Origin of the sequence: Paenibacillus sp. FSL R7-0273 (genome assembly GCF_000758625.1) — a bacterium.
GTDB lineage: Bacteria > Bacillota > Bacilli > Paenibacillales > Paenibacillaceae > Paenibacillus_AQ.
Window position 1 is genome coordinate 5,937,199 of record NZ_CP009283.1, and the last position, 18,763, is coordinate 5,955,961.

At 53.6% G+C, this 18,763-nt stretch carries 15 protein-coding genes; 3 read left to right on the forward strand and 12 right to left on the reverse strand.

Annotation, left to right across the window (positions count from 1 at the left end):
• Positions 1-4: 4 nt before the first annotated feature.
• Entirely contained in the window at positions 5-871 is an 867-nt protein-coding gene (nifH, locus tag R70723_RS25505) for a nitrogenase iron protein (RefSeq protein WP_039876645.1), read from the reverse strand.
• Positions 872-877: 6 nt separating this feature from the next.
• Positions 878-2,251, reverse strand: a complete 1,374-nt coding sequence (nifB, locus tag R70723_RS25510; protein WP_039876648.1) for a nitrogenase cofactor biosynthesis protein NifB — start codon at positions 2,249-2,251, stop codon at positions 878-880.
• A 920-nt stretch (positions 2,252-3,171) separates the two neighbouring features.
• Between nifB and R70723_RS25515 the strand changes: the two genes are divergently transcribed.
• Together R70723_RS25515 and R70723_RS25520 are read left to right on the forward strand one after the other, a co-directional pair.
• A complete protein-coding gene (locus R70723_RS25515; RefSeq protein ID WP_039879264.1) occupies positions 3,172-3,999 on the forward strand; it encodes a TerC family protein in 828 nt (275 codons plus the stop codon).
• Between the two features lie 234 nt (positions 4,000-4,233).
• Entirely contained in the window at positions 4,234-6,831 is a 2,598-nt protein-coding gene (locus R70723_RS25520) for a beta-L-arabinofuranosidase domain-containing protein (RefSeq protein ID WP_039876650.1), read from the forward strand.
• A gap of 106 nt (positions 6,832-6,937) precedes the next feature.
• Here R70723_RS25520 and R70723_RS25525 read toward each other — a convergent pair whose 3' ends face one another.
• From R70723_RS25525 to R70723_RS25550, 6 genes are all read right to left on the reverse strand, one after another.
• On the reverse strand, positions 6,938-9,307 hold the full coding sequence (locus R70723_RS25525) for an S-layer homology domain-containing protein (protein ID WP_039876653.1): 2,370 nt from the start codon (positions 9,305-9,307) through the stop codon (positions 6,938-6,940).
• Positions 9,308-9,641: 334 nt separating this feature from the next.
• Positions 9,642-11,105 (reverse strand): 6-phospho-beta-glucosidase, encoded by a 1,464-nt coding sequence (ascB, locus tag R70723_RS25530; protein ID WP_039876656.1) that lies wholly within the window; start codon positions 11,103-11,105, stop codon positions 9,642-9,644.
• Positions 11,086-12,408, reverse strand: a complete 1,323-nt coding sequence (locus R70723_RS25535; protein ID WP_039876658.1) for a PTS sugar transporter subunit IIC — start codon at positions 12,406-12,408, stop codon at positions 11,086-11,088. The genes ascB and R70723_RS25535 overlap by 20 nt, the downstream gene beginning before the upstream one ends.
• A 3-nt stretch (positions 12,409-12,411) precedes the next feature.
• A complete protein-coding gene (locus R70723_RS25540) occupies positions 12,412-12,717 on the reverse strand; it encodes a PTS sugar transporter subunit IIB (RefSeq protein ID WP_039876661.1) in 306 nt (101 codons plus the stop codon).
• 1 nt (position 12,718) lies between these two features.
• Entirely contained in the window at positions 12,719-13,069 is a 351-nt protein-coding gene (locus R70723_RS25545) for a PTS lactose/cellobiose transporter subunit IIA (RefSeq protein ID WP_039876663.1), read from the reverse strand.
• 22 nt (positions 13,070-13,091) lie between these two features.
• Positions 13,092-15,011, reverse strand: a complete 1,920-nt coding sequence (locus R70723_RS25550) for a BglG family transcription antiterminator (protein WP_039876665.1) — start codon at positions 15,009-15,011, stop codon at positions 13,092-13,094.
• A 132-nt stretch (positions 15,012-15,143) separates the two neighbouring features.
• On the opposite strand from R70723_RS25550, the gene R70723_RS25555 reads away from it, so the two are divergent.
• Positions 15,144-15,356, forward strand: coding sequence for a hypothetical protein (locus tag R70723_RS25555; RefSeq protein ID WP_039876668.1), 213 nt, complete (start codon positions 15,144-15,146; stop codon positions 15,354-15,356).
• Positions 15,357-15,843: 487 nt separating this feature from the next.
• Here R70723_RS25555 and R70723_RS34305 read toward each other — a convergent pair whose 3' ends face one another.
• The 4 genes from R70723_RS34305 to R70723_RS25575 form a co-directional block, all read right to left on the reverse strand.
• The gene (locus R70723_RS34305) at positions 15,844-15,978 is read right to left on the reverse strand and encodes a hypothetical protein (RefSeq protein WP_256704632.1); all 135 of its coding nucleotides are present in this window, start codon (positions 15,976-15,978) and stop codon (positions 15,844-15,846) included.
• A gap of 188 nt (positions 15,979-16,166) precedes the next feature.
• Positions 16,167-16,913: an ABC transporter permease gene (locus tag R70723_RS25565; RefSeq protein WP_039876672.1), complete on the reverse strand. Its 747-nt coding sequence runs from the start codon at positions 16,911-16,913 to the stop codon at positions 16,167-16,169.
• A complete protein-coding gene (locus R70723_RS25570) occupies positions 16,913-17,695 on the reverse strand; it encodes an ABC transporter ATP-binding protein (protein ID WP_039876675.1) in 783 nt (260 codons plus the stop codon). The genes R70723_RS25565 and R70723_RS25570 overlap by 1 nt, the downstream gene beginning before the upstream one ends.
• Entirely contained in the window at positions 17,676-18,680 is a 1,005-nt protein-coding gene (locus tag R70723_RS25575; protein WP_039876676.1) for an ABC transporter substrate-binding protein, read from the reverse strand. The genes R70723_RS25570 and R70723_RS25575 overlap by 20 nt, the downstream gene beginning before the upstream one ends.
• Between the last annotated feature and the right edge of the window lie 83 nt (positions 18,681-18,763).

Genomic DNA, 18,763 nt, shown 5'->3' on the forward strand with positions numbered 1-18,763 from the left:
TCGCTTATTGTCCGGAAGCCTGCAGCTTCTGGATGGCCGCTTCTTCGTCTTCGATAATCCCGAATTCCATCAGCAGCTCCTCCAGCTCTTCCATGGAGATCGGGGTAGGAATGGTCAGCATTTTGTTGTTGAGGATTTTCTCGGCCAGAATTTCATATTCCTTGGCCTGCTTGTGCTCCGGATTATACTGGGCAACCGTCATTCTGCGCAGCTCAGCATGCTGAACGACATTATCGCGCGGTACAAAATGAATCATCTGCGTATTCAGGCGGCGGGCCAGCTCCATAATCAGCTCATCCTCACGGTCCGTGTTACGGCTGTTGCAGATCAGGCCGCCCAGTCTGACACCACCGCTTGTGGCATATTTCAGAATCCCGCGGGCAATGTTGTTGGCCGCATACATCGCCATCATTTCCCCGGAACAGACAATGTAGATCTCCTGTGCCTTATTCTCACGGATCGGCATTGCGAAGCCCCCGCACACAACGTCACCGAGTACGTCATAGGATACAAAGTCCAGATCGGTGTACGCGCCCTCCTGCTCCAGGAAGTTAATGGCGGTTATAATTCCGCGTCCAGCGCAGCCTACGCCCGGTTCAGGCCCGCCGCACTCTACGTTAATAATGTCGCCGAAGCCAGTCTGCAGCACATCATCCAGCTCCAGATCCTCTACAGAGCCGAGCTCAGCGGCCAGATGAAGTACCGTCTGCTGCGCCTTGGTGTTCAGGATCAGGCGGGTAGAGTCTGCCTTAGGATCACAGCCGACGATCATAATGCGTTGTCCGAACTTTGTAGCTAACTGAGCCAGGGTGTTTTGCGAAGTTGTCGATTTACCGATACCGCCTTTACCGTAGAAAGCTATTTGTCTCATTTTTCATCATCCCTTCGAAATATTCATATTTTCAAAATAGGAGCTGTATTTGACGCTTTCGAGAATCATGTCCTGTATGCCGCCCTTACGGACAAGCGGCAGTACACCGGCTTTGTTCAGGCTGGCCCGCGGGCCGTCTCCGATTCCGGAGCAGAGAAGAATGCGGCAGTCACTTACTATAGAAATAATTTCCTGCAGTGTAGCGGCTTTATCGCCGTTACAGTCTGCCTTGCCGTGGCAGTAGGCCTGAATCTTGCGGACACCGACCAGCTTCACCTCAGCCCCGTCGGTATCATAGATAAGGAATTCCGTCGCATGGCCGAAATGCTGATTGACCTTGTCGCCGCCTCTGGTGGCTACGGCAACTCTTGTTTTGTGCGAGCTGTCCCAGCGCCCTTTGGCTCTGGCCTGCTTCGCAGTGACGCGTTCGCGGATCTTGGCATCCAGATCACTCTGGAACTGCGCCCTGGCTTCCTGGTTGATGACCGGATCAGCCTCCATCGCCTCCAGCGGGAAATCCTGGTTGCGGTCCTGGCCGAGCAGCCCGATTGCATCAGCTCGGCACTGCCGGCAGTGGCGCATCACCTTCATCCCGTCACGCCCCAGCAGCTCCTGCAGATTGTGCAGCTCCTTCGGACGCGGCGCCTTGCGGCCGTCCGCCTCATACTGGCTTCCCGGTGCGATAATTAGCGGTGTTACATTATGCAGCGTGGCCCCGAGCTCTTTTACTCTTTTGGACACGTCCGGCAGATGATGATCGTTGACCCCCGGAATCATAATCGAGTTGACCTTTACGAGAATCCCCAGCTTCGCCAGCATCTCCAGCCCCGCCAGCTGACGGCTGATCAGCAGCTCCGCCGCTTCTCTTCCTTCGTACCGCACCCCTTCGTCAAATACCCAGGGATAAATGTGCAGGCCGACCTCTGGGTCAATCGCATTGATCGTAATCGTGACATGGCGGATGCCCAGCTCAAGAATCTCATCCACATGCCGGTAGAGCGTTAGTCCGTTTGTGCTGAGACAGAGGCTGACGTCAGGCACGTACCGCTTCACCCTGGCGAAGGTGTCGAAGGTCTGCTCCGGATTGGCCAGCGGATCACCCGGTCCGGCTATGCCGACTACCGACAGCTGCATCAGCTGTGCCGCAACCCCCTTAACCTTGCGTTCGGCCTGCTCCGGCGTCAGCACCTCACTTACCACACCCGGCCTGCTCTCATTGACACAGTCGAACTTGCGGTTGCAGTAATTGCACTGGATGTTGCAGGCGGGCGCAACCGGGATGTGCATTCTGGCATAGAACCGGTGAGCTTCCTCGCTGTAGCAAGGGTGGCGGCTGATCTCCTCCTCTGCTTCATTTGATATACACGACGGCTGCATCATTTCCCACCTCCTAAAAGTTTTACGGAGCTTAACTTCCTTGAAACTACTTCGCAGTAAAACTCACTTCGGAAGCATACGCTTTGTTTTGCAAGCATTAACACCTCTGAATTGGCTTCGAGCAAAACTCGCTTCGGAAGCATACACTTTGTTTTGCAAGCATTAACACCTCTGAATTGGCTACGAGCAAAACTCGCTTCGGAAGCATACGCTTTGTTTTACTAGCGTTACTTCCCTGATGTTACCTCCATGACAGACTGTGCGGCAGTGGCAGCAACGCAAGTGAATTGAATGTTATTTTATATAACAACAACCTCGCTTAGCCGCTTGAATTACTCATATCATATTTTTCAAAACCCTTATCGTCAATTACACACAAGCTGAAAAAGCCTTTAATTTCCTTATGTTTGCAGTATCGACAAATGACATGTTAACTTTGTTTACTCAAACTTATCATGTTTCCGTTTCCATTACGGCCCTTTTAGCCATTGATATTTGTTATCAGGACCATTGACAATCCCACAGAGCTCATATATGATACTTTTAGGTTAATCACATGACTCAAAATTACGTTCTAATTTCATATATCCCGTAAAGGGGAGTAGCTGCGTAAACAGAAGCATCCTGCCGGTCTCACCGTTGAGATCGCGCCGTTTCTGTGGATAATATAAGCGGGTCACAGCCCAGTGCTGTTACTGCTTATATTTCAGATAAAGTCGTCAATACGAGAATATGAGGATATTCTCCGGCTTTATCGGCAATGAACAATTGCTAGCGAGACCTTTACCAATCAGGTTAGACCTTTATTCCAAAGGCTGATCTGTTTGGTAAAGGTCTTTTTTATATATATTTTTAATCATAATCAGGTAATGTGGGTATTCTTTAACAAAAGATATTTACATCCGAATGAGGGGGAAGCAGCAATGGATTTAGGATTATTATTAGAGTACGGCTGGGTATTGCTCGTTCTGGTCGCACTGGAGGGGTTACTGGCTGCTGACAACGCACTTGTATTGGCCATTATGGTCAAACACCTTCCTGATGAGGAACGTAAAAAAGCACTGTTCTACGGTTTGGCAGGAGCCTTCGTGTTCCGGTTCGGTTCACTTTTTGTCATCTCGTATCTGGTCGATATCTGGCAGGTACAAGCTATTGGGGCAATCTACCTGTTGTTCATTGCGGGGAATCATATCTTCCGAAAGCTTCTTATCAAAAAGCCGGTTACAGATGAAGCAGTGGAAAGCGGCAGCCCGAAGGCAGTCGACAAAAAGAAAGCCGGCTTCTGGTTTACAGTACTCAAGGTTGAAATCGCAGATATTGCGTTCGCAGTTGACTCCATCCTGGCTGCAGTAGCACTTGCTGTAGCTCTTCCGCCAAGCGGCATCGGCCACATCGGCGGCCTCGACGGCGGTCAGTTCCTCGTTATTTTCGCCGGCGGATTCATCGGCCTGATCATCATGCGTTTTGCGGCATCCTTCTTCGTTAAGCTGCTGCATACCCGTCCGGGTCTGGAAATTGCCGCCTTCTTCATCGTAGGCTGGGTAGGGGTTAAGCTTTCTGTAATTACACTGGCACACCCTTCCCTGGGTGTTCTGTCTGAAGACTTCGCCCACAGCACCTGGTGGAAAACAACCTTCTACGTTGTCCTCATTATCATTGCCGCTACCGGCTGGTTCCTGAGCAGCAAGGTTGAAGAAGTCAAAACCGACGAGAATCCGATCAAGGAAGTCGACAAACAGCTGGGCAAATAATAGAAGTAACCGAATACCTGCTTTAGGCTAATAGACAATAACCCGGAAGCTGCACCTTTAACGGTACGGCCTTCCGGGTTATTTGCATATGCCTATACCACCTGACTTTTTTACACAAATTCGAACGTTGCACTATTTACTGCTGCTCCTGTAAAAATATAAGCTGGTTTATGAGCAGGAACGGAGGCCCAGCCTGACTGGCAGCCCCGTAATTCAAGAGGCAGGAGATTAGATATGACTACGAATAATACCGTTTCACTTACCCGGGAATTTTCCCTACTGCACGATTTCCGGTTGGACCAGGTTTCAGTGACCGATCCCTATCTGGTGAACGCTTTCTCCAAAGAAGTGCTGTATCTCAAAAGCTATGACCTTGACCGGCTGGTTGCCGGCTTCCGTGAAAACCGCGGACTGCCGCCCAAAGGTGAAAAATACTCCGGCTGGGAAAGCACCGAAATCCGCGGCCACACGCTGGGCCATTATCTGAGCGCCCTGTCACAGGCTTACGGGACTACACGCAGCAGCCACCTGCTTCAGCGTCTGGAGTATCTGATCGGCGAGCTTGCTGCATGCCAGTTTGAGAGCGGTTACCTGTCAGCATTTCCGGAGCAGCTATTCGATAATGTCGAGAACAGGCAGCCGGCCTGGGTGCCCTGGTATACGATGCACAAAATCATTGCCGGACTGACAGCGGCCTACCGGGCTACCGGCAGCTATGCAGCTTACAAACTGGTTACCCGGCTTGGAGGCTGGGTGGCTCAGCGCAGCACAGGCTGGTCAGCAGAAATTCAGGAGCGTGTATTGTCTGTCGAGTACGGCGGGATGAATGACTGTCTCTATGAGCTGTACACAATCTCCAGGGATGAACGCCATTTGCAGGCGGCCCATAGGTTTGATGAGCTAAGCCTGTTCACTCCGGTGCAGGAAGGCCGGGATATCCTGAAGGGCAAGCATGCCAATACCACGATCCCGAAATTCCTCGGGGCGCTGAACCGGTACCGGGTGCTGGGTGAAAGCGAGCGGTTCTATCTGGAGGCGGCGCAGCAGTTCTGGGATATGGTGGTTCACCATCACAGCTACGTTACAGGCGGTAACAGCGAATGGGAGCATTTTGGCGAACCGGATCTTCTGGATGCGGAACGCTCGAACTTCACAGCCGAGACATGCAATACCTACAATATGCTGAAGCTGAGCCGGGAGCTGTTCAAGATCACCGGTGAAGTGAAATATATGGATTTCTATGAAAATACGTTTATCAACGCGATCCTGTCGTCGCAGAATCCGCATACCGGGATGACGATGTACTTTCAGCCGATGGCCACCGGCTACTTTAAGGTGTACAGCTCGGCGTTCGACCATTTCTGGTGCTGCACCGGAACAGGCATGGAGAGCTTCTCCAAGCTGAATGACAGCCTGTATTTCCACGGCGGCGGCAGCATCTATGTGAACCAGTATATGAGCTCAAGCTTACTTGCAGAGGAATTCGGAATTGAACTTATCCAGACGGCCAATCTCCCTTATGAGGACACTGCCGAATTTAGAATCCGCACGTTAAAAGAGGACAGCTCATCCTTCGCCCTGCATCTGCGCCTGCCGGACTGGCTTGCAGGAGAGGCTGAGCTGACGCTTAACGGCCAGAAGCAGACCCTTAAGCTGTCCGGCCGCTATGCGGTAGTGGAGCGCAGCTGGTCGGATGGCGACACGCTGAGCCTCCGGCTGCCGATGAAGCCAGCTTACTGCACGCTGCCGGATGCCCCGAATGTCGCTGCTTTCCGGTATGGTCCGGTGGTTCTGAGCGCAGCCCTCGGTACAGAGGATCTCGCCCAGTCCGCAACCGGTGTGGCTGTAAGCGTACCGACCCGCAACATGCTGGTCAAGGATTTCATCATCCCCAAAGGGCAGAGTCCAGAGAGCTGGCTGAAGGATTTTGACCGGCACTTTGTCCAAACGGAGGGTGAGCTGGCCTTTGTGCTCCGGGGAACGGACGAAGACGGACGGCTGGTGTTCACTCCCCACTATAAACAGCATGAAGAGCGCTACGGGATCTACTGGAAGCTTGTAGAAGCCGATTCTGCGGAGCTGCAGGAGCATATTCTGCAGGGCAAGCAGCGCCGGCGTGTGCAGGAAGCGACAATTGACAGCCTGCCGGTCGGTAATGACCAGTATGAGCTCGAGCATCAGATCAAGGGCGAGAACACCACTGTTGCCACCTGGGACGGATATAATATCAGACAGTCAGAGAATAACGGCTGGTTCAGCTATCAGCTTAAGGTTCTGCCGCAGCGGGACAACTATCTGTCTGTCACTTACTTCTCCGGCAACAATGGCAGGGTGATTGATATTTATGCAGACGGGAACCTGCTGGCGAGCGATACGCTGATGAACGGGAATCCCCGTTCCTTCTATACCAAGAGCTATCTGATTCCTGCGGCCGCTGTCCTGGACCGTACAGAGCTTGAGGTGAAGTTCGTCATTCCCGGCGCGGTGAACGGAATTTTTGATCTGCTGCGGATGATGAACGGCTTCGATCAGACGGCAGCGCTGGACAGCCTGGGCTTTGATACAGGAACACTGGATCAGCCGTTTGCAGCCGGTAACAGCAGCTATACACTAATCGTTCCTGAAGGAACGCAGGCTGTAACGCTCAGCGCCGGACTCTCCCATCACAACGCCCTGCTATACTGCGGCGGCATTCTGATTGATGACACACAGCCAAGGAGCATCTCCCTGCAGGAGGAGCACACCCTGCTGACGCTTACGGTTAAGGCTGAGGATCATGTCACCTCGAAGGCTTACAGCATCACTATTATCAAGAGCCCCGAACTGCGGTAAGGGCGGGAACTCCCGAAGACACCTTATATACAAAAAAGACCGTTCTGTACGCGCTGCTTATCTCGCGCCCGGAACGGTCTTTGGTATCCCGCATTTCTTGTACTTCTTACATATACTGCTGGCCGCCGATGGCCGTATCTGTCTTGCCCTGCAGCTCCACCAGCTTCATAATAACGGCAGCCGCCTGGGCTTTGGTGACCTGCTGCTGCGGGTTAAATTTACCATTCTCACCCTGCAGCAGACCCAGCCGCACAACAAGGGCAACAGCGCCTTTATTCGTGATTGCCGCATTGTCACTGAAGCCGTTTACTGTTGTATCATCGCTCAGGAATGCGGAGAGCTTGTTGTATTTCAGGAAAGAAGCCAGCAGCACCGCAAGCTGCTCACGGGTAAGACTGTCTTCCGGCTTCACTACACTATCCCTGTCGAGCCAGCTGCGGCTGACCGCATAGTTCACCGCACCAAAATATGTGCTATCCGGACTTACGCCGGCAACGGCCTTGTTCTCTGCACTCGCGGTATATTGCGTGTAGTACGGTGTTGAAGCTTTGGCAATATAGTCAAGCCATTCCCCAATGGTAATGACCTGATCCGGACTCACTTTGCCTTCTGCGTCCGGTGTGAGGATACCGTATTTCAGCAGCTCAGTCAGCTGTTTCTCTGCGGCATGTCCTTTGATATCAACCGCACTGGCAGCCGATGCGCTCCGTCCAAGGTTATATTCATACATGGCGAACCACTTGCCTGTCTGTGCATTCAGCGCATCATATGGTTTGGACGTATCAATCAACGCTGGAGAATAAGCCAGTCTGACTTTAAGATCGGTGTATCCGCCCGTGCTGAGGTATCCTCCGCTTGTGCTGTACTGCAGCTTCAGCGTATACAGTCCCAGGTATTTCTGCAGCGCCTCTGCTTTGGTAACTGCCGGTGCCGGCTGCTTGGTAATTTTGCTGAAGACCGCATAATTATAATTGGAATAGGACTGCAGCTTGCCGTAGAGATCAAGTACGACTGTAATCGCGCTTTCACTTACAGGGATATTGTCAAAATAGCGCTGGAATTCAAACCGGTACCCCTTATCATTCGGCAGCACGCTCCAGGTCCCCCCGTGCTCAGCCAGCTTCAGGCTGCTGCCGGCCTGATCGTACAGGCGGGTAATCAGCGACAGGGCCTGCTGCTTGGCTTCAGCCTGGCTCAGCTTTTTGCTTCCGGCTGGAGCCGCTTCAGCCTGCTCCTGCTTGCTGTCTAACGGGAAGGAATACTGCTCAACCTGGAACTGGAGAACCTCCCCGGTCGTTGCGTTTACTTCTGCGTAAGTGCGTCCCGGCATTCCGGTATAGTTGACTTCAGAGGTATCACTCCACACCAGCGACCATACCTTCTGCTTGCCGCTCTGGTAATTGGAGCCGAGTGTCTGCCCGGTCAGCTTGCGGTTCGCCGGAATGGCTGCCACCTTCTTCACCTGCTTGACCGCTTCATCGACGGTAAGCTCTTTGCCGCCGGCTATCGGCTGGAAAACCTCCTTGCCGGCTGGTATAGCTTCATATACGACCGGAGCTGCGTTTGCTTCACTGCCTTCATAGTCAACCCGTTTGCCGGTTTGGGCATCAATCGGGTACAGTGCTTCATTCTGCGGTCTCCAGCCGAGCACCCAGCTGTCTACCTCGCCTTTTTTGTAAACAGGGATGTAATAGAGCGCGACGTCGAAGCTCTCCTTAAAGGTCTTCTCCGCCTGTTCCTTGGAGACCGCCGGTTTGGCAGACGGATACTTCAGCCCGGAGGTTGTTTTATTGAACTGCATCACATTTCCGCTGCCGTCTATTGTAACCCGCACCGAATCATTGGTTGACGGAAGCCCGTTAACCAGAAGATTAAAATAAAAGGAGTACTGTACCGGTCCGAAAAGGGCCGATTCATTCATCATAATATTCTCATCCAGCTGCAGATCGCCGCTCTTGAGTGTTGGAGCCGCCTGGGAAATGAAGCTCTTTGCCTTCTCCAGCGCCTCCGCCCGTGTAATCTTAGGCGGGTAGAAGCTGTCCGTCTGATTCAAAAACGGAGAATAAAGATATGTAGAGATCAGATCGCCTGTCATGGCATCAACCTCACTGGAGAAGCCGAAGGAGGAGCTGCCGGTCCGGAATTCCCACTGGATATTCCAGATCAGCTGGTCCGGATTCATCGGATAGGAGTTGCCCGAGCCGAGCTGGGTATGAGAGACGGTGGCATCCTTCAGTGCAGGGAATAAAGCCTTGACCTTCGCCACTGCCTGCTCCTGGGTAACCTTGGCCTCTGCCGGATCCGGGGTTTCAGCACCTGCCTGGGCTGCGTTTGCCGGAGCTGCTTGTGCGGTAGTATTGGAAGTGGAAGCTGCTGCTCCTGCCAATCCCCCCGGCAGCATTAAGGCAACAGCCACGGAAGTAATCAGGGCAGCCTTGGCAGTCTGCCAGACAAACGGTTTCCTGTCGTTACTCAAAAATATCATCCTCCTCAAAGTTTTGTTAGCCTAAGCATCCTGAGTATTCTTCGTACAAAACTCGCTTCGGAAGCATAAGCTTAAGTTTTGTTAGCCTAGGCGCGGTTTCTAGCAAACGCTTTCTTTCTATTAGAAGAGAAAACGTCACTCTCCTAAATTATAAATACAAATACATAACTTTTCCATATTTTATTTATGACAGGAAATTTCAGAAGTAACCATGAGCCGACCCGGTTCCTGTGCATTTGCTAAAAATGAACAGAGTGCGCCCTTCATCCCTTCTATAAAAAAAGGAGTGTCTCCAGGCTCTGCACCCGAAAACACTCCGTAAATATTATGAATGGTGCAGCTCCGCCCCGTTCGAGGCGATCACCTGCTTGTACCAGTAAAAGCTTTTTTTGCGCAGGCGGGCCAGCGTCCCGTTTCCTTCATCATCCTGGTCCACGTAGATATAGCCGTACCGCTTACGCATCTCTGAGGTTGAGGCTGAGATCAGGTCGATGCAGCCCCAGCTCGTGTAGCCCATCAGCTCCACTCCGTCCTCAATCGCTTCAGCCATCTGGGCGATATGCTGTGCCAGATAATCGATCCGGTAGTCATCCCGGATGCTGCCGTCTTCAGCTAGCTCATCCGCAGCACCAAGCCCGTTCTCCACCACAAACAGCGGGAGCTGGTAGCGGTCATGCATTTCCTTCAGCACCACGCGCAGGCCGACCGGATCGATCTGCCAGCCCCAGTCCGAGGTCTGCAGATACGGATTCGCCAGCCCGGTGGACAGATTACCTGCGGTAGTAGCGGTAATGGAGTTATCCGTGCTTACCGCCGAGGACATGTAGTAGCTGAAGGAGAGGAAATCCACCAGATTCTCCTGTAGAATCTCCAAGTCACCGGGCAGCATTTCAATGCGCACCCCATGCTTTTTCAGATGCCGCTGAATATAGGAAGGATAGTAGCCTCTGACCTGAACATCGGAGCAGAACTGGGCCATCTGGTTCTCCGCCTGGGCCTGGAGGACATCCTCCGGACGGCAGGAATACGGATAGAGCAGCTTGCGGGCCAGCATGCAACCGATGCTAAACCCGGGGTTAATCTCCCGGCCCCGCTTCACGGCCAGACTGCTTGCAACAAACTGGTGATGCAGCGCCTGAAAAGCAACCTGCTTCTCATTCTCCACGCCGTCCATGATAATACCCGCGCCGAGAAACGGCGCTTTGAGCGTACAGTTGATCTCGTTAAAGGTCAGCCAATATTTTACCTTATCCTTATATCGGTTAAATAAAGTGTCTGCATAACGGAGGAACAGCTCCACCAGCTCACGGGACGCCCAGCCGTTATATTTGGTAACCAGATGCACCGGCATCTCATAATGGGAGATGGTGACGAGCGGCTCGATATTGTATTTGCGCAGCTCGTCGAATACCTCATCGTAAAAGCGCAGTCCCTCTTCATTCGGCTCTGTCTCCTCCCCGGTCGGGAAGATTCGCGGCCAGGAGATTGACAGGCGGAACACCTTGAAGCCCATCTCGGCGAACAAGGCGATATCCTCCTTGTACCGGTGATAGAAGCCGATCCCGCGGCGTTTGGGGTAGTTGCCCTCACCGTTGTCGGCAATAGCCTCATACAGCTCTGCCCGGCTCATCGAGAGCAGCTGCTCCAGGCTTTTGCGTTCTCCCGGAGGGCAATATTTGACCACATCGGCGGTGGACAGCCCTTTGCCGCCCTCATTATAAGCACCTTCGACCTGGTTGGCCGCTACTGCACCACCCCACAGGAATTCTTTAGGAAACGGGCTGGGCATTAGGCACGCCTCCTTTTTCCTTGCTTACTGCCGCTGCTTCAGCCTGCTGCTCCTGCTCCAGCGCTTCGGCATCCGCTTTTTTGAAGAATGGATAGTAGATCAGGAAGCTTGCGGCAATCATTACGAGCTGGAATGCGCTGACACGCCACCCGCCGTTCATCCAGCCGTTGACGAGAACAGGGATGCCGAGCGGAACCTGTATACCATGAAGCACAGGCAGAACACCGATTGTAGTCAAAAGAATTGCCAGACCGCTGCTCACGAGCGGCGTTACAATGAACGGAATCATGAACCGCACGTTCAGCACCAGCGGCATTCCGAAGATTACAGGCTCGTTGACCCCAATTAAGCTTGGCACGATGGCCAGCTTGCCGAGTGTCTTATAGCGTGTGGATTTGGCGAACAGCATCGCGATAATCAGGCCAAGCGTAGCACCCGCTCCGCCGATCAGCACATACACCGGGAAGAACGGTGAGCCGATAATATGGGTACCCTCTACGCCCCTTTGGTAAGCGTCGAGATTTTCAAGACCCAGGGCGACCCAGATCGGACCGACTACCGAATAGACAACGAGTGTACCGTGAACCCCGAAGAACCACAGCAGGTGGATCACGAAGATACAGATCAGCATTGCCCACCACGTTCCGCCGAGACTGGTCAGCGGCAGCTGGATGATTGAGAAGACAAATTCATGCATATTTCCGTATTTGGTAGCTGCAAAAATGGCGCTGAAGATCAGCATCAGAATCGCAACGATGAAGCCCGGGGTCAGCGCTGCAAAAGATTTTTCTACCGTTGGCGGAACACCCTTCGGCATTTTGATATAGAATTTTTTCTCCAGTACAAAGGTATAAATCTTGCCGACAACCAGCGCCAGGATAATGGCGACGAACAGTCCCTTGGCTCCCAGCCAGGAATAGCCGAACGCTTTGGTCGCGCCGTCGTCAAGCAGCCCCTTCGGTGTAACAAGCAGGAAGCTCATCAGAGCCAGTATCCCTGCCGAGAAGCCCTGCTGCTTATGCTGGGTGGCAAAGTTATAGGCAATCGAGAACACGGCATACAGCGCAATTACGTCTGTCGTTACCGTGGCCGGAATCGAAGTGTAGTCCTTCAGTCCGGTGCTCTCCAGGAAGTTCTGGTACGGCTCCAGCTTAAGCGCATTGATCAGGGAGAAAATCGCCCCCAGAATCAGGATTGGCATCAAAGCCATGAGGCCGTTGGAAATCGCGCTGATGTACGTATTTTTCTGAATCTTGGTACTGACCTTCTGAATCTTGGATCTCCATTGTGCGGCGCCTGCCATGACTTAAGCCCCCTTCTCCATCAGTTCAATCGCTGTACCCAGCACCTTGTCGCCGTCCATCATGCCATAGTCCATCATATCGATAGTCGTTACCGGAATATTAGGGTATTCTGCTGCCAGATCGCCTTCGGCGTGGCCCATTTGCGGTCCGAGCATAATAATGTCAAAAGGTGTCTGGTCTGCAATATCACTCTCAGCCACCGCATCGATTACCACTTCAATTCCTTTAACACGGGCGGACTCCTTCATCCGTTCTACCAGCATGCTTGTTGAGAAACCGCCTGCACAGGCGAGCAGAATTTTTTTCATCTTAGTTCACCGATCCTTTCAATTGTTGTTCCACTTGTTGTTCAAACGCCTTGCGCTCCTTCACTTCCTCGATCAGTTCAACAGCCAGCTCTCTGACGGTCAAGGCATTCATCAAATGATCCTGCGCGTGAATCATCAGCAGCGTGATTTCGGTTTTCTCGCCCCGGCCCTCGGCCTGGATCAGCCCGGTTTGCACTTTGTGTGCTTTGGTCAGGCTTTCTTTGGCGCTTTTGATCAGTGTACCCGCTTCTTCCAGGTTGCCTGCACGTGCGGTGCGGACGGCTTTCAGGCTGAGGCTGCGGGCTTCCCCGCTGCTGGCGATAATCTGCATAATCGTTTGTTCGTAATCCATGGTTTCTCTCCACTCCTGTTATCTATAGTAGGTTCTCTATCTCGTGTATAAATTGCTCGTAGCTGTTCACGGACAGCAGCCGGCTACGGCTGTCTTCCTTTTCCATCAGGACAAGCAGCAGCTTGCTGATCTCCTTATGGAGGAATAACTGGCCCGGACCCAGGTTGATCAGAAAAATCAGCTGGACCGGCTTGCCCTCGTAAACCAGCGGTTTCTTAAGTACCGTTACGCTGATGCAGTCACGGATCGCGCTCATCCGCATCGGATGGGGGCCGGCTACACCATTTTTGTAAATGGTCGTAAATTTCTGTTCGCGGAACAACACCTGCTCGGGAAAATCGTCTGCCGCATGATGATGCTCAACCATTTCCCGGCAGCGCAGCTTCAGCAGCTCTGTATAATCGTCGGGGCCATCCAGATGGAAGAGCTCACGGCGGAACAGCTCCTTGAAATCCATCAGCTTGTAGGACGGCTTCGTCCGGTTGATCTGCAGCGACAGAATCTCCTTGATCCGCTGGATCTCCTGATCGTCAAGCAGCTGCTTGATATGGATGACCGGCTTTTCCTTGATCTCCGTTGCCAGCGGCACCGTTGACAGGATGAGATCCACCGGCTTGCTGCTGATCTCATCCACCTCTGTAATTGAGGCTGTGATGACCGAGGCCTTTGGAAAAACAGACTCCAGCTTCAACCGGATCAGCTGTGCGCTGCCTGCTCCGGTTGAGCAGATAACGGCAATCCGCTTGAACTTCTCCAGATTGCGCTGCTGCATCCGCTCCAGATGGGCCGCAAAATGCAGCGCCACATAGCCCGCTTCATCCCGCGACATCCGGAAGCCGTACTGCTCCTCGATTATCTCCGCGAAGCGGAAGGAAATCACGAACACGTTGGCATACTGGCTGTACACATCCTCCACGAGCGGGTTGCCCAGCTGCAGATTGTAGTAGAGCCGGTTGAGCAGCGGGAACATATGCAGGAGCAGCGCTTCACGCAGGTCCTTATCCTGATTGAAGCCGGTCAGGAATTCACGGTCCAGCCGCTCCAGAATACCGCTGATCCCTTCGCGCAGATGCGATTTGGTCTCCTCCGACATCCGCTCCATAATCGTTTTGCCGGAGATGTGCAGCGCCAGATAGTCAACCTCATCTGCAGGCAGCGTGATCTGGTAATGGGTCTCGATCCAGCCGGCAATGCTGCCGGCCAGCTCCCGGTAGAGCGGCTCCGGATAGGACTGCGCGGCTTGTCCGGCGACGATGAAATTATGCTTCGATACGCGGTACAGCAGGATAAACAGATGGGTGACGATGTTATCAAGGAATACATCGGAAATCTTAAGCTCCCGCTCCTTGAGAATGTACAGCAGATAGGCCTTGAGGCGGGCTATATCAAACTCTCGCTCATAGGCACGAAAGTCCTCCGTATGCTGCAGCGTATGCCCCGGCTGGAGAATGAAATAGGAGAAGGCTTTGCGGAAATCCTTCTCGTCGCCTTCAATCCGCATGCCGTAATGGGCACGGCGGGCCAGCTTCAGGCAGAACGCGGCCAGCCGCTGCTCGACCTCCTTCAGATCGGAGATGATGGTGGACCTGCTGACGCCCATCTCCTCCGCCATATGGTCCATGGACTGATGGCTGTCGCTCTGCAGGAGATAGAACAGCAGGTACTGCTGGCGCGACTGCTTGTTGTCCAGATCAACCTGGCTGGTGTGCAGCTGGCCTTTATCCAGGTAGGCATGAAAGGCCTGGTTATCGCGGGTCTCCAGCAGGTAGCCCTGGCCGCGGATCATGCGGATTCCGAAGCCATGCCGCTCCCCGGTCTTATCCAGGCTGCGCAGCACATCGCGGACCGTCCGCTCGGACAAACCCAGCTCCGCCGTCAGCTCATTCATCTTCACCGGAACCTTGCGGGTATATAAAATATTAACGATTGTGTATTCTCTCAACTTACATCCCTCATTTGTGATACTAGTATCGGGTCAAGCAACTCAGCTGGTTATGTGTTAATCATACGTGGAAGCGTTATCTTCTGAACAGTTTGGATTCTGCAGTTTGGAACGGCAGAAGTTGACGGGTGCTTGGCGGCCTCTGACCGGGAACCGGGAGGCTGCCTGGGCTGCCTGCGAGACAGAGCGAGCAAGGCCATTGGTGATCTGCGGACCGGGCTGGGCTGGGCTGCCGACAGGCAGGGAACCTCGGGCCGAGCGGGCTGCTCGCCGGGGCAGACACCTTGCGGGCGGGATAGGACTGCAGGCCGGGCCGCCAGGGCAGACAATCTGCGGGCCGGATAAGACTGCAGGCCGAGCCGCCAGGGCAGACAAACTGCGGGCCGGATAGGACTGCAGGCCGGGCGGCTGGCGGAGATCGGGTCGAGCAGAGCTGCAGGTATGGCTGCGGTCCACCCAACACCCATGGGAGTTAAGCCAGCCTGCAGCATCCCGGCACATTGCCCTTAAACACACATTATATATTGTTCTATTATGCCCGGAATGAACGTCGCAGTGACTCTATAACAATAGTGACCAACTTAGCTAATAGCAACAAAGTAACAAGCAATAAGTAAAGTAACAATAAGTAAAGTAACAATAAGTAAAGTGAAAATAAGACTGCTATAATGTTACTCGTTTAGACAGCATTTAGTGAGGCGCGTAGTGTGCAGCCGGGGGAAGCAGCACTCCCGGTGGAGTCAAAGGGATTTTTCCCTCTCATTTCGCCCATCCCGCTACTCTAGGCGGAATCAAAGGCATTTTTGCCTTTCATTTCGCCCATCCCGCCACTCTAGGCGGAATCAGAGGCACTTTTGCCTTTCATTTCGCCCATTCCGCTACTCCCGGCGGAATCAAGGGCACTTTTGCCTTTCATTTCGCCCATCCGGCCACTTCCGGCGGAATCAGAGGCACTTTTGCCTCTCATTTCGCCCATCCCGCTACTCTAGGCGGAATCAGAGGCACTTTTGCCTCTCATTTCATCCATCCCGCCACTCACGGCGGAATCTGAGGCGCTTTTCCCCTTCCTTTCGCCCATCCCGCCACTCCCCCCGCCGCCCAACACAAAAAGACGGCCCTCAACGGGCCGCCTCACATGACACATTATATTTACTTTTAACGCCGCCATCTCATGAACCTGTAATCCAGCAGGTCCACCAGCAGGAACAGCACGAAGCCGACCAGGCTGAACAGCATAATGCCCGCGTACATTTCGGGATAATCGAGCCGCAGCCAGGCATCCATAATGAAGAAGCCCATGCCGTGCTCCGTGCCGTAGATTTCGGTGAAGAACAGCACGGAAATGGCGGTGCCGAGCGACACCCGGATCGTGCTGAGGATGACGGACAGCGCACCGGGCAGCGTCACATTCCAGAATTTCTGCACGGAGCTTGCACCGATGCTGGTCAGCACATCATATGTAGTCTCAGGGATTGCCTTGATGCCGTCGCGCACGGAGATGATGATCTGGAACAGCAGGATCAGCATAATCATCAGCACCTTGGACGTCTCACCCAGGCCGAAGAACAGCATTACCACCGGCAGCAGGGCAATCTTCGGAATCGGATAGGTCAGATAGACGACCGGATCAAGCAGTTTGTTCCATAGCGGCGAGCGCCCCATTAACAGTCCAATCATCAGGCCGATCAGAAGCGCCAGCAGCACACCCTCAAAAATCCGCAGCAGGCTGTACCCGACATTCAGCAGCACCTCATGGCCGTCCAGCTGGAACATCGCCTTATACACAGAGCCGGGAGACGGCAGAATCGGATGGTTCATCAGCAGATAGACGATATACCAGACCAGATTCATGCCTGCAAAAACAAACAACAGCCGCAGCACGTGGTTAATCCGCTTGTTCATCACCATTTCTCCTGCATTACCTTTCTGATCCGCTTTGTCTGCTCAAAAAACTCGTTACTGTCCCGTTTCTCCCCATGCTTCATCCCGAACACAGCCGAGTTGTCCAGCACCTCAAGCTCCGTCCGCTTCCCTGTGCCCGCAGGCAGGATCACAATCTTCTGCCCCAGCAGGATCGCCTCGTCCACATCATGGGTGACAAACAGCGCCGTTGCCGGATGAGCGAGCCAGTTATCCAGGAAAATCTGCTGCAGCGCCTCGCGCGTCACGGCATCCAGCGCCGAGAACGGCTCATCCAGCAGCATGATCTTCGGCAAAAGCGCAAAGGCCCGCGCGATCGCCACCCGCTGCTGCTGCCCGCCGCTCAGCGAGAGCGGGTAACGGTCAGCCAGTTCAGCAATTCCCATCGCCTCAAGCCAGCTCATAATCCGCGCTCCCCTCTCGATTTTGTCCGCAGCGGCGGTCCCGGTAATCTTCATGGCAATCCGGATGTTATCCCGGACCGTCTTCCACGGCAGCAGGCCGTAGTTCTGCGGGACAAGCCCGACGAGCGTATCCTTGTCATGCACGGACTTTCCGTTGTACAGCAGCTCTCCGCTGTAGCCCGGCAGCAGGCCGGCAACCGCCCGCAGGAGCGTCGATTTACCGCTGCCGGAGGGTCCGATAATTGTATAGATGCCATGCTCGGGCAGCGTCAGGTTAACCTCTCCCAGTGCCACCTGGCCGCCCTTATACTGGACCTGCAGGTCCCGGATGCAGAGTCCGCTATTTTCCAAACTGGACATCGGAGATCACATCTTCAGGGGCAATATCTTTGGTCAGCAGCCCGGTTTCCCGCGCCCAGGCAAAAGCCGCCTCTACTTCCTTCACGTCCACTTGAACAGCCGGCTCATAAGCAGGCACTGTGATCTGATCCTTCAAAGTCTCCGGGTAACCCACTTCTTCGATAATAAGATCGATATATTCCGACTGATCATGAGATTTCATATACGCTACAGCATCATCATAAGCGGCATACATGTCGCGGATGGCCTGCGGCTTGGCATCAATTACACTTTGCGGAAAAGCGAATACGAACGGGTTCACGCCGGCAGTGTGAGTAGAGCTCAGCACGCGCAGGCCGGAGGTTGTACCCATCGTCACGAACGGCTCAGGCAGCACAGCCGCATCAGCTTTCTTATTCTTCAGCAGCTCAAGGCGGGTCGGAATCTGCGGCACTTCGCTGACCGTAATATCCGCTTCGCTCAGTCCCGCCTGCTTCAGCATCATCGCTACCGTATATTGAGTGGAGGTGTTTTTGGACAAAATCACGGTTTTGCCCTTCAGATCCTTCACATCCTGAATGTCATCATTACCGGTCAGCAGGTCGAATTCACCGGTGGTTGTGCTGGTGATTTTTACATCGAGACCCGCTTCGTTATAAATCGAGATCGCCACCAGATCGGCGCTGATGCCTTCAACCTTGCCGGCCTGGAATGCCACGTCGCGGTCCTTGGCGCTTTTGAAGGTCTGGATATCCAGGTTAACGTTATGCTCTTTATCGAAGCCCTGCTCATGCGCGATGATGAACGGAATAGCATCGATCGAAGGCAGCAGGCCCAGTGTTACGACCGCCGCTTCCGCCGGTGCCGCCGTTTCTGCCGCTCCGCCCGAATTCCCGGCATTGCTGCCGCTTGCTGTATTGTTATTGCCGCAGCCCGCCGCAACCATGCCCACCGCAGCGGTTAGCGTAAACAGCAACGTAAGGTGTTTCCAGTTCTTTCTTTTCATGAATCTTCCTGCCTCCATATCTCTCTATTATATTTGCTTGCGCATATTTTCACATAAGGGCATAGAGAAGCCTCTATGCTTCC